At 32.1% G+C, this 25,609-nt stretch carries 22 protein-coding genes and 1 pseudogene; 3 read left to right on the top strand and 20 right to left on the bottom strand.

Annotated elements, in window-relative coordinates:
• Positions 1-523 precede the first annotated feature (523 nt).
• The 17 genes and pseudogenes from MWU65_RS13200 to MWU65_RS13120 all read right to left on the bottom strand — a co-directional run bounded on the left by MWU65_RS13200 (position 524) and on the right by MWU65_RS13120 (position 18,226).
• The gene (locus tag MWU65_RS13200; protein WP_247078597.1) at positions 524-1,501 is read right to left on the bottom strand and encodes a UDP-glucuronic acid decarboxylase family protein; all 978 of its coding nucleotides are present in this window, start codon (positions 1,499-1,501) and stop codon (positions 524-526) included.
• A 63-nt stretch (positions 1,502-1,564) separates the two neighbouring features.
• A complete protein-coding gene (locus tag MWU65_RS13195; protein ID WP_247078595.1) occupies positions 1,565-2,932 on the bottom strand; it encodes a sugar transferase in 1,368 nt (455 codons plus the stop codon).
• Positions 2,933-3,005: 73 nt separating this feature from the next.
• The gene (locus tag MWU65_RS13190) at positions 3,006-3,839 is read right to left on the bottom strand and encodes a glycosyltransferase family 2 protein (RefSeq protein ID WP_247078593.1); all 834 of its coding nucleotides are present in this window, start codon (positions 3,837-3,839) and stop codon (positions 3,006-3,008) included.
• Positions 3,840-4,511 (bottom strand): YceI family protein, encoded by a 672-nt coding sequence (locus tag MWU65_RS13185; RefSeq protein WP_247078591.1) that lies wholly within the window; start codon positions 4,509-4,511, stop codon positions 3,840-3,842. It lies immediately after the preceding gene.
• Entirely contained in the window at positions 4,504-5,625 is a 1,122-nt protein-coding gene (locus MWU65_RS13180; RefSeq protein ID WP_247078589.1) for a hypothetical protein, read from the bottom strand. The genes MWU65_RS13185 and MWU65_RS13180 overlap by 8 nt, the downstream gene beginning before the upstream one ends.
• Positions 5,626-5,629: 4 nt before the next feature.
• Positions 5,630-6,754 carry a hypothetical protein gene (locus MWU65_RS13175; protein WP_247078588.1) on the bottom strand — a complete coding sequence of 375 codons (1,125 nt, stop codon included), beginning with the start codon at positions 6,752-6,754 and terminating at the stop codon, positions 5,630-5,632.
• Entirely contained in the window at positions 6,744-7,973 is a 1,230-nt protein-coding gene (locus tag MWU65_RS13170) for an oligosaccharide flippase family protein (protein ID WP_247078586.1), read from the bottom strand. The genes MWU65_RS13175 and MWU65_RS13170 overlap by 11 nt, the downstream gene beginning before the upstream one ends.
• Positions 7,960-9,219 (bottom strand): O-antigen ligase family protein, encoded by a 1,260-nt coding sequence (locus tag MWU65_RS13165; RefSeq protein ID WP_247078584.1) that lies wholly within the window; start codon positions 9,217-9,219, stop codon positions 7,960-7,962. The genes MWU65_RS13170 and MWU65_RS13165 overlap by 14 nt, the downstream gene beginning before the upstream one ends.
• An 11-nt stretch (positions 9,220-9,230) precedes the next feature.
• Positions 9,231-10,088, bottom strand: a complete 858-nt coding sequence (gene rfbD, locus MWU65_RS13160) for a dTDP-4-dehydrorhamnose reductase (protein ID WP_247078582.1) — start codon at positions 10,086-10,088, stop codon at positions 9,231-9,233.
• Complete coding sequence (gene rfbC, locus MWU65_RS13155) at positions 10,089-10,634, bottom strand: dTDP-4-dehydrorhamnose 3,5-epimerase (RefSeq protein ID WP_247078580.1); 546 nt, start codon at positions 10,632-10,634, stop codon at positions 10,089-10,091.
• On the bottom strand, positions 10,631-11,500 hold the full coding sequence (rfbA, locus tag MWU65_RS13150) for a glucose-1-phosphate thymidylyltransferase RfbA (RefSeq protein ID WP_247078578.1): 870 nt from the start codon (positions 11,498-11,500) through the stop codon (positions 10,631-10,633). Before rfbA ends, rfbC begins: the two co-directional genes overlap by 4 nt.
• 43 nt (positions 11,501-11,543) lie before the next feature.
• Positions 11,544-11,903 (bottom strand): annotated as a pseudogene (locus MWU65_RS13145) (four helix bundle protein).
• 122 nt (positions 11,904-12,025) lie between these two features.
• On the bottom strand, positions 12,026-13,060 hold the full coding sequence (gene rfbB / locus MWU65_RS13140) for a dTDP-glucose 4,6-dehydratase (protein WP_247078576.1): 1,035 nt from the start codon (positions 13,058-13,060) through the stop codon (positions 12,026-12,028).
• A 2-nt stretch (positions 13,061-13,062) separates the two neighbouring features.
• Entirely contained in the window at positions 13,063-14,106 is a 1,044-nt protein-coding gene (locus tag MWU65_RS13135; RefSeq protein ID WP_247078574.1) for a hypothetical protein, read from the bottom strand.
• Positions 14,107-14,108: 2 nt separating this feature from the next.
• Positions 14,109-15,794, bottom strand: coding sequence for a hypothetical protein (locus MWU65_RS13130; protein ID WP_247078572.1), 1,686 nt, complete (start codon positions 15,792-15,794; stop codon positions 14,109-14,111).
• 57 nt (positions 15,795-15,851) lie between these two features.
• Positions 15,852-17,351 (bottom strand): GH3 auxin-responsive promoter family protein, encoded by a 1,500-nt coding sequence (locus MWU65_RS13125; protein WP_247078570.1) that lies wholly within the window; start codon positions 17,349-17,351, stop codon positions 15,852-15,854.
• A gap of 5 nt (positions 17,352-17,356) precedes the next feature.
• Complete coding sequence (locus MWU65_RS13120; RefSeq protein WP_247078568.1) at positions 17,357-18,226, bottom strand: M23 family metallopeptidase; 870 nt, start codon at positions 18,224-18,226, stop codon at positions 17,357-17,359.
• Between the two features lie 177 nt (positions 18,227-18,403).
• Between MWU65_RS13120 and MWU65_RS13115 the strand changes: the two genes are divergently transcribed.
• The 3 genes from MWU65_RS13115 (at position 18,404) to MWU65_RS17800 (ending at position 21,390) form a co-directional block, all read left to right on the top strand.
• Entirely contained in the window at positions 18,404-18,595 is a 192-nt protein-coding gene (locus MWU65_RS13115) for a twin-arginine translocase TatA/TatE family subunit (RefSeq protein WP_281501050.1), read from the top strand.
• Positions 18,596-18,890: 295 nt separating this feature from the next.
• Positions 18,891-20,984, top strand: a complete 2,094-nt coding sequence (locus MWU65_RS13110) for an OmpA family protein (protein ID WP_247078566.1) — start codon at positions 18,891-18,893, stop codon at positions 20,982-20,984.
• Positions 20,985-21,219: 235 nt separating this feature from the next.
• Positions 21,220-21,390 (top strand): DUF6747 family protein, encoded by a 171-nt coding sequence (locus MWU65_RS17800; RefSeq protein ID WP_348646037.1) that lies wholly within the window; start codon positions 21,220-21,222, stop codon positions 21,388-21,390.
• A gap of 104 nt (positions 21,391-21,494) precedes the next feature.
• Here the strand turns inward: MWU65_RS17800 and MWU65_RS13105 are convergent, their stop codons facing one another.
• The 3 genes from MWU65_RS13105 to MWU65_RS13095 form a co-directional block, all read right to left on the bottom strand.
• Entirely contained in the window at positions 21,495-22,487 is a 993-nt protein-coding gene (locus MWU65_RS13105) for a DUF4837 family protein (RefSeq protein WP_247078564.1), read from the bottom strand.
• Positions 22,488-22,512: 25 nt separating this feature from the next.
• Positions 22,513-24,123, bottom strand: coding sequence for a lytic transglycosylase domain-containing protein (locus MWU65_RS13100; RefSeq protein WP_247078562.1), 1,611 nt, complete (start codon positions 24,121-24,123; stop codon positions 22,513-22,515).
• Positions 24,124-24,238: 115 nt separating this feature from the next.
• Entirely contained in the window at positions 24,239-25,429 is a 1,191-nt protein-coding gene (locus MWU65_RS13095; protein ID WP_247078560.1) for a phosphoglycerate kinase, read from the bottom strand.
• Between the last annotated feature and the right edge of the window lie 180 nt (positions 25,430-25,609).

The raw sequence follows: 25,609 nt of genomic DNA, 5'->3' as shown, positions 1-25,609 counted from the left end.
TTCGGGGCGAGGGCTATTGAAGAATGAGCTAGTGTATTGAAAACAATGTACCCCTAAAACTTCTCGATACTAATTATTTCATCGCTTGCGCTAGGAAATAATTCACTCGAACTGACATACCGTATTTTAAGTAAAGGTGAACTAGGTGCCACCCGACCATTCGGGGCGAGTGCTATTGAAGTATGAAAAAATGTATTGAAAACAATGTACCCCTAAAACTTCTGGATACTAATTATTTCATCGCTTGCGCTAGGAAATAATTCACTCGAAATGACATACCGTATTTTAAGTAAAGGTGAACTATATGTCAGTTCGAGTGAAATTCTACTTTTTAGAATTTTGTATCGAGAACCATTTGAAACTAAAAATTTTAGGCTTTCGACCTTAAATCTTCGGCTTCGAACTTGAGTCTTATGACTTTTCGATAACAGATATAACCGAATCAAGGTTTTCAATTGAGTTTAGTCCTGACTCTCAATTCTAGTTTCTTATTTAGACTTTGAACTTTATACTTTAAACCAACCTAATTCCCAGAGAAATCGCGATGTTCTTTTCGTTGCAGTTCTTCTGGAGACAATGATTTGAAATAATCGTACACAATTTTTAATCCTTCTGCGCGTGTAACCTTAGGTTCCCACCCCAAAATCTCTTTGGCCTTTGTAATATCTGGCTGACGCTGAGTTGGATCATCCTTAGGCAAGGGTTCGTAGATTACTTTTTGATTGGTACCCGTAAGTTGGATAATTTCTTCGGCAAACTCACCAATGGTAGTTTCATGTGGGTTTCCAATATTCACCGGATCTGTATAATCACTCATTAGAAGCCTATAGATGCCCTCTACCTGATCATCTATATAACAGAAAGACCTTGTTTGCTTTCCGTCACCAAAGACCGTTAAATCTTCTCCTCGTAAAGCCTGACCCATGAATGCCGGCACAACCCTACCATCGTTGAGTCGCATTCTTGGTCCGTAGGTGTTAAAAATACGAACGATCCTTGTGTCCAAACCGTGAAAACGGTGGTATGCCATAGTAATGGATTCCATAAAGCGTTTTGCCTCATCATACACACCACGCGGGCCAACCGGACTTACATTCCCGTAATACTCTTCGTTTTGGGGATGTACCAAAGGGTCTCCATAAACTTCGGAGGTAGAGGCTACCAATATTCGTGCGTTCTTTTCTTTAGCAACTCCTAATAAATTGTGAGTACCCAAAGCACCCACTTTTAAAGTTTCAATAGGAATTTTTAAATAATCTATAGGGCTTGCAGGCGACGCAAAGTGCAAGATATAATCTAATTTCCCTGGAATATGGATAAATTTAGACACATCATGGTGTTGAAACTCAAAATTCTCTAAGGGAAAAAGGTGTTCTATATTTTTTAGGTCGCCCGTAATTAGGTTATCCATCGCAATGACATAAAATCCTTCTTTGATGAATCGATCGCACAAATGCGATCCTAAAAATCCCGCTGCGCCTGTTATGAGTACTTTTTTCATTATTTTATTTAGTATGCTTTTTCTTCACCAGAAACAGCGTTTAGTACGGTTTGTACAATTATTTTAAACTCCCCTAGAAAACAAAACAGTGGTAATCGTTTTAAAAATTATTTTCAAATCCAATGTTATAGATCTATTTTTAATATAATACATATCATATTCCAATTTTCTGATAGAATCTTCCAAGTTTTCACCATATTTATATTTTACTTGAGCCCAACCAGTTATTCCGGGTTTAATCAAATGCCTTACATTATAAAAAGGAACAATTTTATTAAGTTCCTTCACAAAAATCTTGCGTTCTGGTCTTGGCCCTATAAACTGCATATCACCTTTCATTACAGAAATAATTTGTGGTAATTCATCAATCCGAAACAATCTCAATATTTTTCCAAATGGTGTAATCCTTGCGTCATTTTTAACTGCCATTTTAGCCCCACTCTTTTCAGCATCAGTTATCATTGACCTATACTTATAAATATCAAATTCCTTCCCATATAAACCAACTCTTTTTTGCTTATAAAATAATGGCCCTTTATTAAAAAAAAAATTGAAAAAGTATACAAATGGAATAGTAAGGACAAAAAACAATCCAACAAAAAAAGCTAAAAGAGAATTAGTTATAAAACTAAAAATTCTCAACAGATATCTAATTTTAATATTTCTAAATTGCAAAATTTCATAAAAACTATCATTATGAGATTCAATGGGGAGGGCTTCGTAAGTATTTTCATAAAAAGAGGTATAAGAAATTACTTCTTTACCTTTAAGCATAGCTTTAATAATAACCTTTTCCAAATCTTTAGAAAAATTATTATAACTGTCTGTATTTATAATCCATGTATCAATCTTACCTGCTGCAGTTAGAATAGACTTCTTGTTAATTGCATCTTTTTTATCAACAGAAAGTGTTAATTTAACTTTATAGAAAGTTTCCAAGTCTTTTCCATTAACAATTGAAATTTCATCTTTTAAACTAGCTTCGTTTTTTTCTTCATAAACATACAATACATTTTTCGTTACGGGTAGAATATTAAAAATGTTACGGTAAAAAAAACGCCATAATCCAATTTCAATAGGCGTTAAAAAAAGAAAACAGAAAAGTGGAATTCTCCAAAAGCTGATATCAAAAAGTAACACTGTGATAACAAAAACTGAAACAACATATAACCCTGATATATAAAAAGACTGTGATAGCAAATATCTTTTTTTGGATACCTTCTCCAAATTATAAAAATCCAAAATATATGCTAATAATAGGTAAAAAACTAATCCCAAAATAAAAATAATTACTTCCGTTTTAAAAGAAACAATTTTATCATCGATGGCAAAGTTAATTAATACGTTTAAGGCTGCTAGGATTATAAGTATATCCCCAACAAGTAGAATAAATTTTCTTTCAATTGAATTTAATATTGCAGGTTTATTCATGTAAAACTTTTATAATTAGTAAAATTATATTTTAATTATCATTATTAATAAGCTTTTACTTGAACTACGGATATTATTTAACATTAGTAATCCCTTTAGCACAATTTTTATTGAACTCACTTCTTTCCTTATCAAAAAACCAACCCCACTTATTAAAATAATTAAATGCAGATTTTATATGATGTTTTAAAAGTTTATAGTTCCTGTAGGATCCTTTTTCAAAATAATGAAAAACAACCACTTTTGGATAAAAAATAGTCTTATATTTCAAATGGATTCTTCTACATAAATCAGTATCCTCTAGATACATAAAAAACCTATCATCAAACCCACCAATTTCACTTAAAACATCGGTTTTACAAAACATAAAACATCCGGATAGATACGGAATATTCTCAATGCTGTCATAATTGAAATCCCTTAACTCATATTTTTCAATCATCCTATTGAATATTTTAACTTTAGGAAAAAATCTTCTTGCAATTAAATCAATTGGACGTGGTAATAATTTACATAGAAATTGATTTTCACCATTAGGATATAATATTTTAGGCATAACTAAACCAACACTAGGATCTGTTTCCATATAACGAATAATCTCTTCATTAACTCCTATTGAGAAATATATATCTGGATTTAATATAATATGATATTTAGAGGAATATTCTTTTGCTTTTTCGATACCTAAATTATGGGCTGCACCAAAGCCAGGATTGGTAGGATTGTGTATGTATATAATATTATTTAAATCAATATCTACCAAGGTCTTTAAAGCATCAAACCTTGAGTTATCAACAATAAATAACTTTACCGAAATATTGGTATTCAAAAAACTACGAATCGCTTTTTTCAATTTTTCTATATCATTATTGTATGTAACAATACACGCTGTGAGTTTAATTTCCATTTATAAATCAAAATAAAGTTTAAATTTAATTCTAATATTATCTTTAATCATTCTTTCTTTTAAATCAATTATTTTAGATTCATTTCCGTAATTAATATTCCATCGATTTCTATCTATATCAAAATCTGATGCTGATAAGATTAATTTATCATTTTGAACGTCATAATTAATTGAAAAACCCTCAATTTCCTTTACAATACCTTTCACTTCAAGGGTTCCTTCTAAGATGTTTTTATTATAAATGTCAACATAATTATTTGTAATAATGAATTTAGCTTCTGGGTATTCTTCAGTACTAAAAAAAAGATTTGTTGCACCTAATACATTTCCCAACAAATAATTTTCAACATTTTCTTTATCTTTTCCTTTTAAACTAATTACAGTAAGTGATTTCATATCTAAAACAAACTCTCCTCCTAAAACTTTCAAAGAATCCGAAATGACTAAAAAACCTGATTTTACTTTTAATTTTCCCGAACAACTTGAACCTACAGAAAATCCTCTCCAACCTATGTATGATCGCCATGCTATTATATTAAAAGTGTCTTTAGTACTAATGTCAAATTTAGTTTGAATTTCCTTGTTTGTACTAGAAATCGATTTAACTTTAGGTACATCTATACATGATATAAAAGTGAAAATTATAACAATATAAATACATCTACTATTCATTTATAAACTTTAAAATGTTGTTATTTATTTTCTTCCTATTCGTTTCTATCAAAAGATTAGATTCTATTTCTTTATTCTTCAAACAATTTACATCTTCTAAATCAGATAAACCAAAATTTAAAACTTCCCCAAAATCGTACAAAATTGCACTTTTATTATTTTCAAAAAATTCATCAAAATCTCCTATTCCCCTATTCTGAATAAAAATTTTATTTTTTAATATATAATCTGATATTTTAATTGGCGAAGTTACAACAGTGGATCTTGTTGGCTTAACCACTGATATACAAATATGCATTTTATTTATTTCTTTCTCCAATAAATTATATGGAATAAAAGCAATTTTAATTTTATTTTCAGATAATTCCCTTGAAAATTTTTGGCTTACCAAATTATGGTTTCTTTTTTGAGTAAAGAAAAAAAAGGAAACTTGCTTCTTTTTTAATACTTTACTTAAATGCATAAACACTCTATGGATTTCAGTTAAATCATGCCATAAATTTACACTTCCACAATAACATATATTAATACTATCTACTTTAGAGATATTAATAGTACTTTTTGAAGACATAAAAGAGGAAGAGTTATAGCAAACCAGGTATTTTTCTTTATTACCATACAAATCAATTTTTTGTTTCTTTAGTTTAATAGACTCTACGATTGTGAAAATTGAATTTCTTATCAATTCCTTGTCTATATATCTTAAAGGTTTTTTAAACTTTTGTATTTTTCTACTTTTCTCTAGCATGCCATAAACCACGGCGCCTCTAGGATCATAAATATACTTTAGATTAGTGAATCCAATTTTGGGTATTAAAAAAAAAAGAATACCTGATATAAATCCGCGAATATGTATTATTACATTATTACTTCTATTTGAATAAAGAACTTTAATAAGGTTTATATAGAATATAAGATACCTAACTAAAATATTCCGACCATTACCATTATCCCTAATAATAGAATTTCTTAAAATTTTTAAATTTGTGTCTCCGCAAAAAATTATTTTTTCATTAAAAATTTCGTCATTTTCATATATGTCAAGTAATTGTGAGTATAAAAATGGGTCATTTACTGAGTTGTTGCTTAACATTATTAAGACTTTCTTTTCCATAAAACTATTTTTGTATATAGATATAAATTAATTTAACAAACATTAAACCATTTAGTACTATACTTGCCATAAGTACCTTAGTTGAAAGTTCAACATTATTCTTAACAACCAATTTATTAAATAAATATAGTATTGGAAATATTATGGGATAAAAAAAACGTCCTTGATCTAAAGTAGGTGCAAGTGTTAATATGCAAAACCACAAGATAAAATATATAATTACAAATCTAACCCAATAACCTATTTCATAATAACTATTATGCTCTTTGTTAAGGAAAAAACTTTTTATTATTACTAAAAATACTATAATAAAAAACAATCCATACTCTAAAAGAGTTGCCCTTATAGACATATTACCCAATAAACCATAGAAAGAAACTAATACTGTAAACAAAGATTTGATGGGTTCCAGTTCAAAATTAGGTACGGAGATAATATTTTTGCCAATATTGTATGTTAACCAGAAACAAGAACCCAGGAATATGCAAAATAAAAAAAAACTTAATTTCTTGATCTTCGGAAAAATATTATATAGTGAATAAATAAAGAATGTTGCGATTAACAAAATAATAGTTCTATCTAAAAAAAAGAAAGATAATAGCATAAAAACAAACACTTTAAAAAAATGTTTTTCTTTATTTGAAAAAAAAATAATACCCACTAATATATTTAAAACATCAGGATTTAAATTTGACATAAACCAAACAAAACCGGGCACACAAAGAGATAGACTAAAAAGAACTCTATTTTCTTTATGCTTTAAAAAAAGAAAAAAAAATGGAATTATAAAGAGTAAATTTAATAACCGGTGAAATACAATATTACTTGATGGGAAAATTGCATTATGCCCGTATCTATATTCATTTCCGAAATAAGAAAAATTGGAATTTTTTTTTAAATCAATATCAAATTCTTGATAATCCAATCCAATGATTTTTGCAAAATATAAATGAACATTATAATATGAACCTCCATCACCTGAAATGCTAAAGGCTGATGCCACGTTATAAGTATTTTTATAATGTGCTGTTTCATCAGGGTTTTCATAAGATGGAATAAGAAATACGTATATTAAATAGTAAATCGAAAATATACCAATCAGAAAAACTGAATTTTTATTAATTCTCATCCTTTAACAAAAAATATCCTAACATTGAAAAATAAATTACTCCTGTAATTGTCATGATCAAAATACACGACTCCCAAGAATAAGAATAAAAATAGGCTAACCCTATTGGCGAAATTATTGAAATCACATAAAAAATATTAAACTTCAGGTCTAATCCCAGCCTGCCTCGTGCAATGAATAGTGTGTTTTGACTAACTACAATTAACCGAGAAACGTAAAACAATACCATAACTTTTGCTATATATGCGCTTATGATATACTCTTCACCAAATAAATTCGTGTAAAAATAATCTGAAAAAATTATCGTTCCACAAAATAATATAATTCCAAGTATAATAAAGAACTTTAATGATTTTTTAATTAATTTTTTGGTACTATGTTGTTCATTATCTAATGAAATTCGTTTGTAATATACTTGAGAAAAAGCCATTCCTATTAAGCTTGTCGGAGCATTTAATGTCTTTTGAACTATCGCATAAAATCCAGAAATACTACTACCATAAACCATTTCTATTAAAATTACAGGGCCTTGATTTGCAATCATATTAAAAAATGAGCTCGTATTATTAATTAAAGGAAACCTTTTATACTTCATTAAGTTCTTCATAAACAATTTTCTTGAATAATTATTTATAGATATTGAATGTTTTAAATGATAGGAATAATAAATAGTAGTAGCTAAAAACCCCACAGTGTAAGACGCTAGTAATGATTCAATTCCAAATGAAAATAAAATACATAAACATTGAAGAATGAGGGTAACTACTGATGTAATAATTTTACCATTACCCGTCTTAGCAAAAAGTTCTACTCGATTTAAAATTTGTGACTGAGCTAAATTAATTGAAGAAAAAAAGACACTAAATGGTAGTAAATAAAAATAATAAATTCCTTCAAAAATTAAGTTTTGGGCATATAAAATAAAATAAAAAACAAATAATATAAAAACTACAATTGTTATGAATATAATTGATGTTAAAAATATATCTACTGCTTCTTCCTTTTTTTGAGGTATCATTATTGCCATATCAAACCTTCCAGTAGCATAGGTCGAAAAAATACTGCTAAAGCTAATAAACACGCTGTATTTACCTATTACTGAAGGAGAATAATATTGGGATAGAAGAATTAGAGTTAAAATAGTAATAATTTGAAAGAAAATATTCCCCTTCAAAAGTACCAATACATTTTTTATAAAATTTGATTTAATTAACCGCATTATTCTCTTCTTGAATTAATAATTTATATATGAAAAGGGAATTAAATAATGAAAAGAATAAATTTCCGTGCACACGATTTAACAAATTCTCGGTTAAACAACAAAAGATTATTAGTATAAGGAAAGAAAGAAAAAATAGATCTTTCTCGCTATATGCTTTTTTAAAATTAGAAAAAATCATAAATAGAAAAGTAAAGAGAGAAATTAGACCTCCACCAATAAGTAGAAAGAAAAAATAGTTATGCGAATCCATCTTTTTCCATTTAAAAACACTTGTTCTATAAATTTTATAGCAATTATTTAAACTTTCTTGAACATCTCCAATTCCATACCCAAATATTGGTTCTTCACAAAATAATTTTATATTACATTTATAAATTCCATATCTAATATCCAATGATGTTGGGTTTCTGCCCATAGGGTTATTAAACTGAAAACTTGCTATTTCCGTATAAAATCTATGATGAATATTTTTAAAATCTTTGATAAAAATTATGAAAGAAAGAAAGCTTAGAAAAAAAAGAATTTGCGTTCTAGTTATCCTATAAGTTTTAAATTTTATAATAATATTTAATATAAGTATAATATTTATAGCTAAAAACACAGTTCTAGATGCCAATAAAATAATTGTAAAATAGAAAAGTACACTAATTAATAATATCACAAATTTATGTAGTCTGCTTGTTAAAGTAAAAAAATTTAAAATTAGATATTGAATACTAAACGCAAACCACAAACTGACATAAGTTGGGTGAAGATCTAAATAAGTTCCGCCAATTAATAAGTCTCTAAATAAAAAGTTAGAAAATGTGAGATTACCCCCTTGAAATATTATTTTATTAGCAAAGGCAATTAAAAGAATTAGTAATAAAGTTAAATTAGATAATACAAAAGATTTAAATACCTTATCAATTTTATCTTTTGATAATTTTGGAAAGAATAGAATTAATAATGTAGGGAAAATTAAAAAATTTAAATTTTTTATGATTTCTTTATATGCTAATTCCTTGTTTTCTGAATAAATAAATGTAAAAGCGAATAAAACAAAAAACAGTGTATTAGTTATTAATAATAACACTCTTTTTTTTTGGAAATTTTCGAATAAATTTCTTCTAAAAATCAGTAAGGTAGCAATAACATAAATTATGGTAATAGCAGAGATAACACCATAAGGCAAAATTGGAAAAAAAGCTAAAGCTATTAATAGGAAATATGGAACTTTCTCATATTTTATGATTATTTGCATAAAACAGTTACTTATATGTTTAAATTGCTAATTATTTTGGATAATGTAAGTTCCTCCAATTTAAATCTTTCTTTAATTTTAGAATTATCTAACACGCTATAAAGAGGTCTTCTAGCGGGTGTTGGATATTCTTCTGTTGCAATAGGATTGACTTTAGTTTTTAACCCCTTTTGTTTAAAAATTTCAGTTGCGAATTCATACCAACTTATTTTCCCTTCATTACTATAATGATATAATCCATATTTATTGGAATTAACTTCAATAATTCCTAAAACTAACTTGGCTAAATCTCCAGCATAGGTAGGAGACCCAATTTGATCATTTACAACACTTAATACTTCTCTTTCTTTTCCAAGATGCAGCATTGTCTTAACAAAATTGTTTCCATATTCAGAATACACCCAAGAGGTTCTAAAAATAAAATACTTTTCTAAAATTTCGTGAATATATTGCTCTCCTTTTAATTTAGACGCGCCGTAAACGTTTATCGGATTTGGAATATCTTCTTCCGTATATGGTGTTGTTTTATTGCCATCAAAAACAAAATCAGTAGAAATATGTATTAAAACACAATTTTGTTCTTTACAAACCTCCGCTAAATATCTTACAGCTTCAGCATTTACCAAATAAGCCTTATCCTTTTCTGTCTCGGCTTTATCGACTGCGGTATAGGCAGCACAATTTACACAAAAATCATATTTTTCTTGGTCAAATAAAGCGCCTAATTGTTCCTTTTCAGATATATTTAAGTCTTTAGACGTTTTGAAATGAAAATTGAACTGCGGATAACTTTTAGCTACATCTTGGATGCATTTTCCCAACTGCCCATTAGCCCCTGTAACTAATATTTTTAAAATTTTATTAGACATTTAAAGTTTTGCATTTTTTAATATTGGTAATTCTAAATCTTTTTCTGAAACTTTAATTTCTTTTTTAGAAAGTTTCCAATCAATATTCAAGGTTTCATCATTATAGATGATACCCCCTTCTGCTTGCTTGTTATAATAATTATCGCACTTATAAAAAAATTCTGCGGTATCACTTAAGACGGCAAATCCATGTGCAAAACCTCTAGGTATAAACAATTGTTTTTTGTTTTCTACTGACAACTCTATTGAGAAATGTTCGCCAAAAGTTTTAGAATCTTGTCTTAAATCAACCGCTACATCCAAGACTACCCCACTCAACACGCGAACAAGTTTTGCTTGTGCATTATCACCTAATTGATAGTGTAGCGCCCTTACAACGCCTCTATATGAAAACGACTGATTGTCTTGTACAAAGTTTATATTTTGACCTATTGCTTTGTTAAACCGATCAGCATTAAAGCTTTCAAAAAAATAGCCGCGGTCATCATTAAATAGTGTTGGCTCTAAAACAACACAACCTTCTAGGTTTGTTTTGGTAATTTTCATTGATTTCTATTCAGTATTCCTAAAAGATTTTTTCCGTACCCGCTTTTTAACAAGGGTTCCGCTAAGGCAATAAATTGACTCCTATTAATATATCCCATTTCGTAAGCTGCACCTTCAATTGCCCCAATTTTTAACCCTTGTCGCTCTTCTATGACCTCTACGAATTGAGAGGCTTGCATTAAAGAAGCAAAGGTGCCTGTATCCAACCAAGCCGTACCTCTATCTAAAATACTCACACTCAACTTATTTCGTTCTAAATACACTCTGTTGACATCTGTAATTTCTAGCTCCCCTCTATGACTAGGTGGAATGCTTTTCGCAATTTCAACAACATCGTTATCGTAAAAATAAATGCCCGGCACCGCATAATTGGATTTTGGTTCCAATGGCTTTTCTTCAATGCTTATGGCTTTCCCTTCTTCATTAAATTCCACCACCCCATAGCGCTCTGGATCATGCACTCTATAGGCATAAATAATTCCGCCATCTGGGTCGTTGTTGGACTGTAGTAATTTTGCCAAACCAGAACCATAAAAAATATTATCACCAAGAATTAAGGCCACTTTATCGTTACCTATAAACTCTTCTCCAATAATAAAAGCTTCTGCCAAACCATTAGGCGCTTCTTGAACCGCATATTGGAAGTTGCATCCATATTTGGTGCCATCTCCTAATAAGTCCTTAAATAAAGGTAAGTCTTTTGGGGTCGAAATGATTAAAATTTCTTGAATTCCTGCATACATTAATGTAGACAAGGGATAATAAATCATTGGTTTATCATAAATAGGCATTAATTGCTTACTTACACTTAAGGTAAGTGGATGTAAACGTGTGCCTGAACCTCCTGCTAGAATTATACCTTTCATTATTTTCTGTTATGGTGTTAAAAATATACGGTTACGTTGTTATCTAATTAATCGCTATGCTTTTTATTAGCTTTGATAGCATCCTCCTAATATAAATCATCTTTTCAAATATATTGTTTACTTCACTAACATATTCTAATCGTTCAGCAAGCTCCAATTGCGTCTCTAATTCTGCCAATGAGCCCAATGCTATATACAAAAATCGGGTAAATTCCTTTTCTCCTTTTCTCCCTGCGCCTTCTGCGATGTTTTAAGGGATAGAAATACTTGCTCTTCTCATTTGACTTGTTAATCCAAATCGTTCTTCTATTGGGAAGTCCTTGGTCAACTTATAAACTACAATCACCAAACTCATTGCTTCCTTCCAAGCATTTAAGTCTTTATGTGATTTTATTTCTGGCATAGTTGTTTATGTTATATCCTATAACCTCAATATTATTTCAAAACTATCTTTTAAACTGTTGATATGATTATCTCCTCATAACAACATCACAGCCTAACAGCATAACTACCATATGTTACATTTTACATCATAGAATTTTTTCTATAAGACCCTGAAGCAATGTTTGCTAACCATTCTTCATTTTTTAAATACCAATCTATTGTTTTTTCCAAACCTTCTTCAAAGGTTACTGAAGGCTCCCAACCCAAATCCTTCTTAATTTTTGATGCATCGATAGCATAGCGTAAATCATGTCCTGGGCGATCTTTCACATAGGTAATTAATTGTTCTGAAGTACCTTTTTCCCTTCCTAATGCAACATCCATTTGTTGGCATAACAACCTGACTAAGGCAATATTTTTCCATTCGTTAAAGCCTCCAATATTGTAGGTTTCTGCATTTTCCCCTTTATGAAAAACTAAATCTATTGCTACGGCATGATCTTTTACATACAACCAATCTCTCGTATAATTCCCATCGCCATAAACGGGTAGTGGCTTGTTATGTAGAATATTATTTATAAATAGGGGAATTAACTTCTCTGGAAATTGATTTTGCCCATAATTATTAGAACAATTGGTAATTACATAAGGCATATTATAGGTTTCTCCATACGCCCTTACAAAGTGATCTGAACTTGCCTTAGAGGCGGAATAAGGAGAATTAGGATCATAAGACGTAGTTTCGGTAAACAAACCCGTTTGCCCTAAGGAACCATACACTTCGTCTGTGCTAACATGATAAAAGCGTTTGTGTTCAAAGTCATCCTTCCAACACTTTTTAAAAGCATTTAAAAGATTCACAGTGCCAATAACATTTGTTTTAACAAATGCCAGTGGATCTTCAATAGATCTATCCACATGAGATTCAGCGGCTAAATGAATAACTCCTTCAAACTTATGTTTATCAAAAAGCGAGTCTAAAACGTTTTCGTCTGTTATATCTGCTTTAATAAAAGAATAATTGGGTTTATTTTCAATATCCTTTAAATTCTCAAGGTTTCCCGCATAGGTCAATGCATCTAAATTATAGATATGATAATTCGGGTATTTTTCTACAAAGAGTCTTACTAAATGCGACCCAATAAAACCTGCTCCTCCAGTTATTAAAATTTTCATAATTATTTATTATAATTTTTCAACACTTTGTTAAGCTCCAATAATAATAATAATGATAGCAATAACGCTAGTAAAAGTATAGGTAGTAAAAATTTGTACTGATTTACAATACCACCCAATTCCACGCCTCTTGATGGAAAATCAGAAATCACATTCAATATGGTTGATTTATTTGCCTTTTCTTCATTCAAGGTCACTATTTTATCCTTTAATAAATCCCGTTCTTTTAATAAATCTAATTCTTTGTGTTGTCCCCCACCATTATCGGCAAGGTTAATATTGGTGCCTTGCATCTCTTTGGCAGCCTCTTTAGTCATTACATCCTTATATAGTGCCTGTAAGGATACTATTTCTTCCAGTTGTTGGGTATAAATCTCTTCTTGTAACTTGATGTTGGTATCGTTGGTTGCCTTTTGCCCCTTAAAATAGTCATTACTTGCTATAGATTTAACTATCGCTGGTTGTGCCTTTTTAGCCACAGTACTGTTGGTACTTATTAAATTAATTTTGTGAAAACGGGCATCAAACGTATTGAAATTTTTTAAATAGGCTTCAAAATCGAGATTTTTAATGGTAGTACTATCCAATTCTCGAACAAACTGATCGAATAATTTTATTTTCTGGTTTTCATCAGAATAGGACTCAATTTCAAACTTTTTAATACTTGCCGCTTCCTTTGATGTTATTTTTAACGCACTTGCCAATGCAGTGGAATCTTGAGCTTTGGCCAATTCATTGTAAAAATCAATATTGTTGTACAATTGCTGCACACTATTAAAGTTGGGTTCTACCACCATACTCGAAACATACTTTTGGTCATTGTGCATATCCAAATAAACCCCCAGCCCTATACCTACAACGCCGGCAATAACAAACTTGATAAAATGCTTCTGAATAAAAAGCAAAAACAACATTATTGTATGAAAGATTCCTTTAAAAATGCTTCCAATAAAGTTAAAAAACTTTTTAAAAGCATTGCCGATTAGCTGAAATAACTGTCCTAAGTCTATTTCCTCAGAAGGCTGTTGTGGTTGTTTCTCACTCATTATTACGAATTAAATATTTGTGTTACTATTTTATTAGTGATCAAATAGGTTGGTTTTACCCCTGTTGTTCCTAAACCTCCCGATGCCAGCGTACTTCCTGTTTCCAAGGGGTTATCAGAGGCATAGTAGGCATACCTAACTTTTACATCTTTCTTTATGCTTTTCCGAATCTTAGCCGCTGCTTGTATTGCTTTTTGATAATGCACGCCTTCCATTTCCAATCCAATAACGCTCCAGGTAGAATCTTTAAAAAATTGCAAAATATCTTTGTTTTGTAAGGAGGTCCCTAAAACCGTAACCATTGTTCCTTCTAAAACTCGTAAGCCATTCCCTTCATAATCTTTGGCAGAAAATTCATTCTCAAATGGATAATTGTCTGCGGTCCCTTCAAAAATATGGGCTGTAGGAATCATTATATCTCCCTTACCACCATCTAAAATACCAGCCTTCCCCATGATGGAAACCGACTCCACATTTAAAAATTCCTTGGTTGCACCTTTCTCATAGGGCTTTAAAAGCTCGTCTATAGTTTCATAGGCCTGCTCCCCAAAAGCGTAATCCATTACAAAGATAATAGGTTTTTTCTCATTTTGTATGCCTTCTGGCAAATCATAACAGCAGGCATTGCTGCCCAGCTTAGCCGTATCAAATATTTGAACATCGATGTTTGTACCTGAGGTATCTTTTATGGAAAGCATACCATTCTTTTTTGCATAGGCAATAACCTTTTCTCTTAACTTGCCATTTCCCTCCTTACTTAAGTCTTCGTAAACAGCCAAATCAGTATCGTGTTCAGGGTATTCCTTTTGCAATGCTTTCCTGGCAAACAAAGAATTCATAACGCTATGCATATTGGCACTAATGATATGTAGCGGCCTATGCAAGATGCCGTGCGATTCCAAGGTTTCCTTTATGGTTAAAGCCCAGCGGTCTCCATGAATGTGATGCCCCAAGCGTTCTCTTAAAACCGGACTAAATGTGATGGTTCTTTTCTCACCTGTGGTTTCTTCCTCAATGGCAAGTTTACCCATCCAATAAATAGTACGTAAAAACCGTTCTGGATTGTCTACCGTAGAAAAATTATGATGCATTTGCTTTACCTCAACAAAAGACCGTCCTAAAATATTGGCAGTATAGGTTAATGCAATCTCTAATTCAGATTGCGTAAGATCTTTTTTATCCAAAGCAGTTTCCAGCTTACTCCAATCTCTTATCGTTCGCTTAGTGTCTTCAATTAACACCCTTTTACTGATTTTTTCAGATTCAATAAAAAGAAAGGTAAGGTGTGTTAAAATATCATAGATATCAGATCTGCCCCTGGTAATTACAATATTCATTTGATCTACATCTATCCGATAACAATCACGCCGCCTTTTGGCAGGAACTATTGCTTTAAAATGGGATTCTTTATACCCTTCATCGGAAGTTAAATTGATATATCTACACTGTTCTATACCTTCGGGTAAACGCTCCAAAACATAAGTTAGACCGTTTAATTCTGATTTTTCTTCTGCTACGGACCCGTATATTTCTGGCCGTAGTTGCAATAAGGCATTGCGCAAAGTTTCTCCTGAAACCCCCATAGGTTTATAAAAACCACGGTTAAATAAATGACGCATTGTTATATACAAACGCTCTATGGCATTAGTTGACTCTTGAGCCCTTGTTGTATTTGTTGTTTCATTCATAATTGATCTACAAAGCTACGTAAATTTAACACTTTACTACTTAGGGTAGGTAATGTATTAGTTTATCTTAAAATCTTGCAATCCGTCCGCCAGTTTACGATCGTTAGAAAGGCGCTGTACCTTATTCTGACCCCCAAACTTGCCAATACTAATCATATAATCTTTAAAACCATTCTTTTGAATTCTTGTAATTCTTAAGGTTTGAAGAATTTTCCCATCAATTAAATCCAAATAATAACTGTTTTGCTTTTGTAGGCTTTGATCCAATTCTGCAATAAATTTTTCCATACTATTCGGCTCCTTTTCAAATTCAACAAACCACTCATGATAGGGCAATTCGTTTCCTTCAGGTGCCGTTTGTGGTGCTACGGTAAACTCATTTATTCGAGCATCCGTTGCCGTCATGGCAGTTTGCATGGCCTCTTCTACCTCTTTGGCAATAACGTGTTCCCCAAAAGCAGAAATAAAATGTTTAATTCTACCTGAAACTATTATTTTAAAGGGGTTTAAAGAAATAAACTGAATGGTATCTCCAAGATTGTATCCCCACAATCCTGCATTTGTAGAAATAATCATCACATAATTTACACGGAGTTCCACATCCTTTATAGTGATGCGATCTGCATTGGTTTCATAGAAATCATCCGCCTTTATAAATTCATAAAAAATACCTGAATTTAACAACAACAACATTCCTTTATCCTGTTGCGAATTCTGATAGGCAAAAAACCCTTCACTCGCCGGAAAAAGTTCAATACTGTCTACCTTACGACCTATTAAATTTTCAAATTTGGCTCTATATGGCTCATAATTAACACCCCCATATATAAACAGTTGAAAATTTTGAAACAAATCACCCACCTTTTTACCGCTAACCGATTGTAACTTTTCAAAATACATTTGTACCCAAGAAGGTATGCCCGCAATAACGCTCATATTTTTATTCTTGGTCTCTTCAACAATGGCGTTTACTTTGGTTTCCCAATCCTCAATACAGTTGGTTTCCCAGCTAGGCAGCCTGTTTTTTTGCAAGTATTTAGGAACGTAATGCGCCGATATACCGGACAGTCTGCCCAGTTTTATTCCGTTTTTTTCTTCTAAGATTGGACTGCCTTGTAAAAAAATCATTTTTCCATCTACAAAACTAGTCTCTCCCGTCTCATGGATATAATTTAAAATGGCATCTCTAGAGGCTTCTATTTGGTATTTAATAGATTCTTTGGTTATGGGAATATATTTAGCCCCAGAAGTAGTACCCGATGTTTTAGCAAAATAGATGGGCTTTCCAGGCCATAATATGTTTTTCTCTCCTTGTACCACCCGTTCTACATAGGTTTTTAAAGCCTCATAGTCTCGTACCGGAATATTTTTTGTGAAATCTGAATGCGTTTTTATGGCACTAAAATTATGATCTTTCCCAAATTGAGTGGAACGCCCCTTGGCTATTAATTCGGAAAAAACACGCTCTTGCGTCTCAATGGGGTTTAAAATCCATTTGTTATTCTTTCTAACAATGTTTCTTGCGAATATTTTGGCGGCAACTGATTTTAAAGACATATGTTTTATTTAAAATCTATATAATCTGTTGGATTCACAGAACCTCCATTACTCCAAAGTTCAAAATGAAGATGTGGGCCAGTAGTTAGCTCCCCGGTATTGCCTATAGTTGCAATTACCTCTCCAGCTTTTACAATATCACCTTGTGCTTTGTGTAGTGCACTATTGTGCTTGTATACGGACAATAAATTGTCTTTGTGCTCTATTATGATGACATAACCCGTTTCGGTTGTCCATTCTGCAAATATTACTGTTCCTATGGCTACCGCCTTTATTGGGCTGTCTTTGGGAGCCACTACATCTACGGCAAAATGTCTGTTTTCTTTATCATACTCTTGAGAAATTGTACCACTTACGGGAGAAAACAAAACCAAGGCCGATTCAGAACTCACCTTACCAAACAAATTGTATTTATCCTCCAAGGCAACTTGTGCTCGTAGGTTTAAATCTTCTTTTATAGGGCTCAGATCTACAGTAGATGGGTCTATTTTAACTTGTTCAAATAAGGAATCCCTATTCATCTCATTGTTGGCAATATCTCCACTTAAAACCATCCGAATATTTTCTAAATACCTATTGGTATAATTTAATACATTCACCAAAGAGTCTGTTTTATAGGTTAGGTCGGTTGCCTGTTTTTTAAGTTTTGTAGAGGAATAGCCGGGAATGTATTCTCGAATGGGTGTAAATGCAATTAGTATAATAGTTAAGGTAATCAGCACAAAGGTTAGTAACCAGCCTGTGACAAAAACATTCAACCGACTGAGTTTAAAGGAAATTTTTTCTTCAAAAGTATCTTCGTTTAAGATAACTAAGCGATACTTATTTAAAAGTTTACGTTTAATTTCTTTCCTTTTTTTCCCTTCTTTAGCCATAGCTAACAAATATAAACTTTAGATTTATAATACACTAAACTATTACAGATAACAAGACTTCAAAAATAAGGTAAAATACACAAAATAATTGCTCTTTGTCTAAAATCTAATTCTATTGTCATTATTAACACAGTTCTATCAAGTTTTTATTATATTTGTTCTATTAAATTAATTATTATGATTTTATCAAATATTATACTAGCTATTCCAGGAGGTGCATCTATCGCATTAATAGTAGTTGCTGTTTTATTACTTTTTGGAGGTAAAAAAATTCCGGAATTGATGCGCGGTTTAGGCAGCGGCATCAAAGAATTTAAGGATGCATCTAAAGAAGATGATTCTAATGAGAAATTAGAAGAGAAAAAATAAGTTACTTTATAGTTTCAATTTAAAAAAACCTGCTTCTTTAGCAGGTTTTTTTATGCCATTTATTTTGTGTGGTTTATCGATTAGCCCCTACTATTAGGCTTTAAAATGGATTTTATTTTGTGAGAAACAACAACAAATCCCTAAGTTCACTACATATATGCTATGGTTTACAACAAATAATAATTTAGGCTATGGGTTACGGTTATATTTGCCGTACGTAAAATTCCCTAGCTACTTTTGATAGTTATAAATTGGAATTCTATTCTAAATTCAAGGGGTTTATGATGCTTCAGCTATGAAAAAAATATTACTTACATCCTTATTCTTATTCTCTTTGGGCCTTTATGCCCAAGATTTGCATAGGGGTAAGGACCAAAAAGCTGAAAAAAACATTGATGCCAATGACTCTTTATCAAAAACGAATTTAAGTTCTACTGAACGCGATTTTAACTATACTACAGATACTCAAAATAAGAAAAACAATGCTGCCGAAAGTAAATTTGTTAAAAGAGCTCGAGAGTATTTTGATAAACTTTGGTACGCTGAGGCTGCAGAACTATACGAACAAGCCTTAAGTGATGATAAAAACAACTATACCCTAGAAATTTTAGAAAAAGCAGGCGATTCGCACTACTACAATACCAATATGGAAAGAGCCCATCATTGGTATACCATTTTATATGATACTTTTGGAGAGGAAATGTCTCCCGACTATTTGTTTAAATATGCCCACTCCTTAAAAGGAACAGGTAAGTATGGTAGAGCTAAACGATTAATGCGTATCTACAACCGAAAGAAAAAGAATGAAAACGCAACGATTCCTATTGCCAATGATATTGAGGATCAAAAAGAAATACTTTTAGATGATATTCTTAAAACAAAACATAGTTTTGAGTTAAAAAACGTGTCCATAAACTCTGAGTACTCAGATTTTTCGCCCATGTATTATAACGAAAATGAAATTGTTTTTTCATCGGCACGAGATTCCTCTTTCTTTAGTACGCGAAAATACAAATGGAACAATCAGCCATTCCTAGATCTCTATAGCGCACAATTAAATAATGATTCTAATGATTTAAAGGATCCCATTAAATTTTCAAAAAAAGTAAATACAAAATATCACGAAGCTTCTGTTGCTTTTTCTCCTGACAATAAAACCATGTACTTTACCAGAAACAATTTTGGTAAAAAGCTAAAGAGGGATAAAAATGGCATCAACCATTTAAAACTCTACATGTCACAAAAAATTGATGATGAGTGGACTGAAGCCGTAGAATTACCATTTAACAGTGATAGTTATTCTACTGGTCATCCTGCATTAAGTCCCGATGGCAAACAATTATACTTTGTTTCAGATATGCCCGGAAGTATGGGTGAAACAGACATTTTTGTTGTAGACATTTTGGAAGACGGACTATTTTCGGCGCCTAAAAATTTAGGTCCAGAAGTAAATACAGAACAGAAAGAAATGTTCCCTTTTATTACCGAGAAAAAATTGTATTTCTCCTCTACAGGCCGTGTTGGCTTGGGGGGATTAGATGTTTTTGAAGCTGTCTATGACGAAACAGGCTTTAAAGATGCCACAAACTTAGGACTTCCTATAAATAGCAATAAAGACGACTTCTCCTTTATCGTAAATGAAGAGACACAAAAAGGTTTTTTAGCCTCAAACAGAGCTAATGGTAAAGGTGATGATGATATTTATTCCTTTAAAAACTTAATGCTAGAAGAAGTTAATGAAAATGCAATCTCAGGAGTCATCACAGAATTAGTAACTGGCACTTTTATACCTAAGGCTTTAGTAACCTTATTGGATGAAAACAATATTAAACTAAAAGAGGTGTTGACAGAGGAGGATGGGAGTTTTATTTTTGAAAATTTAGATGAAAACAAAAAATACACCATAAAAACCACCAAGGAAGATTTTTTTGCAAAGGACATTAGTACAACAACCTTGGAAAATAAATTGGTGAGCGTTGATGTTACTATGCGAAAACTCAAGGAATTAATCGTTGTAGAAAATGGCGTAAAAAGGCTTAAAACAGAAATGATTTACTTCAATTTTGACAAATCAACCATACGCGCCGATGCAGCAGAAGAACTGGATAAACTGGTCGCTACTATGAACGAATACCCTAGCATAAAAATTAAAATTGAATCTCATACAGACGTTAGAGGGAATAACGCCTATAACAAGTATTTATCTGATAAGAGAGCAAAATCTACAAGAGATTATATCATTTCTAGAGGAATAGATGCCAATAGAATAGTAAGTGCTATAGGATATGGTGAAGAGCGATTAATAAACAAATGTGCACAAGGAGTCTCCTGTAGTAGGGCACAACACCAGTTAAATAGACGCTCAGAATTTATTATTGTAGAAGAATAATTGGTTATTCTAGCATTTCTCCGCATACTTTAAACTAGATCATACTCTGTTTTAGGAATTTCTACTTCTAAAACACACCAAAACCCCTGCTTTTAATCCAAGAAATAAGTAGTTGATAGAAGCTTTTGTTTGAGCTGTTTATAGAACCCTGATAAACTGCGCTTTAACTAGTATTTTTGCTTTATACCGTACAGATATGCGAACTTTGCATCATCGATAACATAAATGAACGCGTATGAAAGGAATTTTACTTTGTAAAGAAATCTATTTAAATGGATTTAAGAATTTAGGCCATTTTATTATTAAAAACTATCTCAAGATTTTTTCTTGGTTTTGTTTTTCTTTAATAGCACTTGGAGCCTATGCATTAATATATAGACTCCTAACTGGGTATGCTTTTGTTTAAGAAAGTTTACACCAGAAAATAAACCCTTGTACCAGCTACAAGATTAAAAAAAAAGACCTCAATGAGGTCTTTTTTTTTTTTCGATGTCTAAGTTGTCGGTGTTCCTATTGTTCCACTTTCGGAATAAATTTTAGTGTTTTTATAATCGCTTCCAATTCAAACATAAAGTCCCTTTTTATCGCGGCAGGGGCAAAAGTAAATCCTTCAATTACCAGCTTCCGCTTGTTCTCCTTATCATTGATGATATAAGAAACATAGGGTCCTGCCATAGCGTAATTGTGTATTTCCCATCGACCTCTAACCTCAGCCGCTTTTTTACCACCTATCTCCGTTGGAAAAACATAAGGTGCAAATGCTTTTTCAGTAACCATATAGGTGCCTTCATTAGGCCCGGGAACATATATTTTAGCAATGGAATCTCTTTTTCTCACTATATCACTTACAAAAGTGCTATCGTTATCAAATGCGTCCTCGGGTAAGGTATACACCATTAGGTTCATAGTTCCTTTTTTAATGTCTCGATCTAACCACACAAAATTAGGTTCTCTTTTTCCTACTTTATAAACAGAAGGTATATTCATCGTAATACCAAACTCTTCCCTTAGGTCTGTTTCATCGTTTAAAGAGCGTAGAAAGTTGTTTTGTGTTACTTTCATATCTGTCTCCTTAAAGGTAGAGATAATGTGTTCTGCCCTAGTAGCAATTGTTTCTACAAGTGCATCCTCTGTTGCTCCAATGATAATGGCTACCTTTTGCGGGCGTGCATACAAATCCGTTTTTATATAGGCTAAATCTGTTGTGTCTTTTTGTTGCACAAATAATACAGATCTTGTCTTTCTAATTTGTCCCGTAAACACATCATCAGGCATATGGCGCAATGAAAGTCTTGGTTCGCTCCAAGCAATCCCTAAAACAGAAGCCGCAAAAAGCTCTCTTACCTTATCGCCTACCTTGCCCTCCCATAAACTATTACTCATTACTACGGTAAGTGAATTTACTTGACCAATAGATGCTGGTGTAAAATTAGCCTTATTGCTTTCTTTACAAGAAGACACTAGTATAAGCGTCGCAAAAATTAAGATGGAGAGCTTTTTCATTTGTTTTATTTTGGAAGATTAGTGACTAAATTTTTTGAGAAGAACAATCACACAACATAATTTTTGTTCCCAATTTTAAATTCCTACCACTAATACCGTTCCAATCTTTTAAATTTTGAACAGATATTCCTGTATATTTTTGAGAAATGGTCCAAAGAGAGTCTCCTTCTGACACAATATGTGTTTTAACACCAGGAGGAATAGGCTTTGGCGTAGACTTCTCTTGTACCGATGCAATGGCATTAGAATTTCTAGAAAAAATAGTTAATCGCTGACCTATTTTCAAATTATTACTTCTCAATCCATTCCAGCGTTTAATTTCACTTACTCTTACTCCAAATTTTTCTGCTAATTTTCCAAGAAAATCTCCGCTTCTTACCGTGTACCTTGTTTGGTTTTCTGAACTGACAACCTTTGGCAAAGGCTGTTCCATTTTACTCAGTTCTTCCTTCACAAGCGCATAAATACTTTCTTCGTTTGTTACAAATTTACCCATTGCTGATTTTGGCAAGCGTAAAGAATGGACTCTTCCTTCAACAAACGGAATCATATTTAGTTTATACGAGGGGTTTAAAACTATCAATTCCTCTACACTAACCTCGGTAAATTTAGATATTTGATCAAAAGTTAATAAACTCTTAATATGAACGGTGTCTGTTTCAAAATAAGGACGTTCCACAATATCGCCTTGTAAATCATGCTCTTTGGCGTATTCAAAAATATACATCGTTGCTATAAAAGCTGGTAAATAACCTGCCGTTTCCCGTGGCAAATAACTTCTAATATTCCAATAGTTTGTATGGCCACCCGAGCGTCTAATGGCTTTATTAACATTTCCTGGACCCGAATTGTAGGCAGCCAATGCCAAATCCCAATCGTTATAAATAGAGTACAAACGCGTTAAATATTCGCAAGCAGCTTTCGTAGATTTAATAGGATCACTACGGTCATCTACATAACTGGTAACTTCTAAATTTTGCTCTTTCCCGGTACCATACATAAATTGCCACAATCCCGTAGCGCCAACTCTAGATTTAGCTCTGGGATTTAGTGCAGATTCCACAATGGCCAAATACTTCATTTCTAAAGGCATATTGTGGTTGTCTAATTCCTGTTCAAACATGGGAAAGTAAAACTGACTTAAGGTCAACATGCGCTGCATTAATCCTCTATTTCGGGATAAATACGATTTTATGACACTTTCTAAGGATGGATTATATTCTATATTAAAGGGTGTTTTCTCATTTAAACGTTGCAGCCTAGCCTTTAAGGTATCGGTAGGTAGGTCGATTAAACTAACCGGTATTTTTTCAATATTTGAGGCTGATACCTCACGGTAAATGGTGTCAAAAAGGGAAGCGCTGTCATAGATTTCTTTTAACCATAAACTATCATACTTTGCCGCATGTTTATGATCAGACAACCGGTATTTAATTTTTGAAGAGTCATCTACAAAAATAGAAGTAATAGGTTTTACCTTTATAGGTATATCCCGTAGCACTATTTTTACAGAATCTAAAAATGTGCTAGTCGTTGTGGTGCTAGTTGTTATTTCTTGTTGTGAAATACTATCCCTCTTTTGCGCATAACTAATTGTTACAGATACGAGTAACAGACCTATACATATATTCTTCATTGTAGACTTCTTTAGATTGGTTTTGGCTTGGTACTGTGTAAAATCGCATTTTTTTGTCTAAAAATAAAATTTTTTAGCACATATTAAAGGAATCAAAAACCGTACCCTTCTCCATTTACTCCATAATAGCTGCAATTCCGGGTAAAGTTTTGCCTTCTAAACTTTCCAACATAGCGCCACCACCGGTAGAAACGTAACTCACTTTATCTTCAAATCCGAACTGTTTTACGGCAGCTACAGAGTCTCCGCCTCCAACTAATGAAAATGCTCCATTTTTTGTAGCTTCCGCTATATAATTTCCAACAGCAATAGTTCCTTTTGCAAAACTTTCCATTTCAAAAACGCCTATTGGTCCATTCCATAAAATAGTTTTAGACTTTAAAATAACCTCTTTAAAGATTTCCAATGTTTTTGGTCCTGCATCTAGCCCTTGCCACCCATTTTCTATTTTCGTTACATCTACTATTGTAGTATTGGCTGTATTGCTAAAATCATCTGCCGCAATTACATCTACAGGGATGTGCACTTCTACCCCTTTCTCTTTCGCTTGTTTTAAAATGTCTAAGGCCAATTCCATTTTATCATCTTCACAAATAGAATCCCCTACGCTTCCACCTTGCGCTTTAATAAAGGTATAGGTCATTCCACCTCCAATAATTAAATGATCTACCTTATCTAGGATGTTTTCTATAATCGTAATTTTAGAAGATACTTTTGCTCCACCCAAAATGGCAGTAACTGGTTTCTCTCCTGTTTGCATTACTTTATCTATTGCTTTTATTTCTTTTGCCAATAAATAACCAAAACATTTATTTTCAGGAAAAAATTTTGCAACAATCGTTGTGGATGCATGTGCTCTGTGAGCAGTTCCAAAAGCGTCGTTGATATAAATATCTCCCAATTTAGATAATTGTTCTGCAAATGCTTCTCCTCCTTTTTCCTCTTCTGCGTTGAAACGCAAATTTTCCAACAACAATACTTTGCCGTTTTCTAAATTAGATGCTTCTTTTTCTGCGGCCTCACCTACAGTAGTTCCCACAAATTTCACTTCTACGCCTAAAACTTCTGATACTTTTGCACAGATATGTCTTAAAGACAATTCTGGCACATTTTTGCCTTTTGGTCTACCCAAATGACTCATTAAAACAACACTACCGCCATCTTCTAAAACTTTAATGATACTCGGTTTTGCAGCCTCAATACGGTTGGCATCTGTTACCTTGAAATTTTCATCCATAGGCACATTAAAATCTACGCGAATTAATGCTCTTTTATTTTCAAAATTAAAATTGTCAATTGTTTTCATGGCTGTATGATTGTAAGGTTTAATGCTAGCTTCGTTTTTTTTAAGATGTCAAATGTAAAGATTTAAGCCACGTTGTTAAAACCGAATTGGATTTTTAATACTAAATAATTTGTTTTAAGACTTAAAATTGTGCTTTAAAGTCCAACATCCTTCCCTATTTTCCTTCAAAATTCATTTTTT

It is taken from the genome of Cellulophaga sp. F20128, assembly GCF_023015805.1.
Classification (GTDB): Bacteria; Bacteroidota; Bacteroidia; order Flavobacteriales; family Flavobacteriaceae; genus Cellulophaga.
Note: the sequence above shows the minus strand (reverse complement) of the source record. Positions and strands in the feature narration are given on the sequence as shown.

What these genes read in the sequence shown, in the direction of transcription:
- MWU65_RS13105 (WP_247078564.1), bottom strand. Translation starts at nt 22,487, where the DNA reads ATGAAAAAGCTCTCCATCTTAATTTTTGCGACGCTTATACTAGTGTCT.
- MWU65_RS13095 (WP_247078560.1), bottom strand. Translation starts at nt 25,429, where the DNA reads ATGAAAACAATTGACAATTTTAATTTTGAAAATAAAAGAGCATTAATT.
- MWU65_RS13115 (WP_281501050.1), top strand. Translation starts at nt 18,404, where the DNA reads ATGATTTTATCAAATATTATACTAGCTATTCCAGGAGGTGCATCTATC.
- MWU65_RS13165 (WP_247078584.1), bottom strand. Translation starts at nt 9,219, where the DNA reads ATGCAAATAATCATAAAATATGAGAAAGTTCCATATTTCCTATTAATA.
- MWU65_RS13135 (WP_247078574.1), bottom strand. Translation starts at nt 14,106, where the DNA reads ATGAGTGAGAAACAACCACAACAGCCTTCTGAGGAAATAGACTTAGGA.
- MWU65_RS17800 (WP_348646037.1), top strand. Translation starts at nt 21,220, where the DNA reads ATGAAAGGAATTTTACTTTGTAAAGAAATCTATTTAAATGGATTTAAG.
- MWU65_RS13200 (WP_247078597.1), bottom strand. Translation starts at nt 1,501, where the DNA reads ATGAAAAAAGTACTCATAACAGGCGCAGCGGGATTTTTAGGATCGCAT.
- MWU65_RS13170 (WP_247078586.1), bottom strand. Translation starts at nt 7,973, where the DNA reads ATGCGGTTAATTAAATCAAATTTTATAAAAAATGTATTGGTACTTTTG.
- MWU65_RS13120 (WP_247078568.1), bottom strand. Translation starts at nt 18,226, where the DNA reads ATGGCTAAAGAAGGGAAAAAAAGGAAAGAAATTAAACGTAAACTTTTA.
- MWU65_RS13190 (WP_247078593.1), bottom strand. Translation starts at nt 3,839, where the DNA reads ATGGAAATTAAACTCACAGCGTGTATTGTTACATACAATAATGATATA.
- MWU65_RS13125 (WP_247078570.1), bottom strand. Translation starts at nt 17,351, where the DNA reads ATGTCTTTAAAATCAGTTGCCGCCAAAATATTCGCAAGAAACATTGTT.
- rfbD (WP_247078582.1), bottom strand. Translation starts at nt 10,088, where the DNA reads ATGTCTAATAAAATTTTAAAAATATTAGTTACAGGGGCTAATGGGCAG.
- rfbB (WP_247078576.1), bottom strand. Translation starts at nt 13,060, where the DNA reads ATGAAAATTTTAATAACTGGAGGAGCAGGTTTTATTGGGTCGCATTTA.
- MWU65_RS13175 (WP_247078588.1), bottom strand. Translation starts at nt 6,754, where the DNA reads ATGAGAATTAATAAAAATTCAGTTTTTCTGATTGGTATATTTTCGATT.
- MWU65_RS13110 (WP_247078566.1), top strand. Translation starts at nt 18,891, where the DNA reads ATGAAAAAAATATTACTTACATCCTTATTCTTATTCTCTTTGGGCCTT.
- MWU65_RS13185 (WP_247078591.1), bottom strand. Translation starts at nt 4,511, where the DNA reads ATGAATAGTAGATGTATTTATATTGTTATAATTTTCACTTTTATATCA.
- MWU65_RS13130 (WP_247078572.1), bottom strand. Translation starts at nt 15,794, where the DNA reads ATGAATGAAACAACAAATACAACAAGGGCTCAAGAGTCAACTAATGCC.
- rfbA (WP_247078578.1), bottom strand. Translation starts at nt 11,500, where the DNA reads ATGAAAGGTATAATTCTAGCAGGAGGTTCAGGCACACGTTTACATCCA.
- MWU65_RS13195 (WP_247078595.1), bottom strand. Translation starts at nt 2,932, where the DNA reads ATGAATAAACCTGCAATATTAAATTCAATTGAAAGAAAATTTATTCTA.
- MWU65_RS13180 (WP_247078589.1), bottom strand. Translation starts at nt 5,625, where the DNA reads ATGGAAAAGAAAGTCTTAATAATGTTAAGCAACAACTCAGTAAATGAC.
- MWU65_RS13100 (WP_247078562.1), bottom strand. Translation starts at nt 24,123, where the DNA reads ATGAAGAATATATGTATAGGTCTGTTACTCGTATCTGTAACAATTAGT.
- rfbC (WP_247078580.1), bottom strand. Translation starts at nt 10,634, where the DNA reads ATGAAAATTACCAAAACAAACCTAGAAGGTTGTGTTGTTTTAGAGCCA.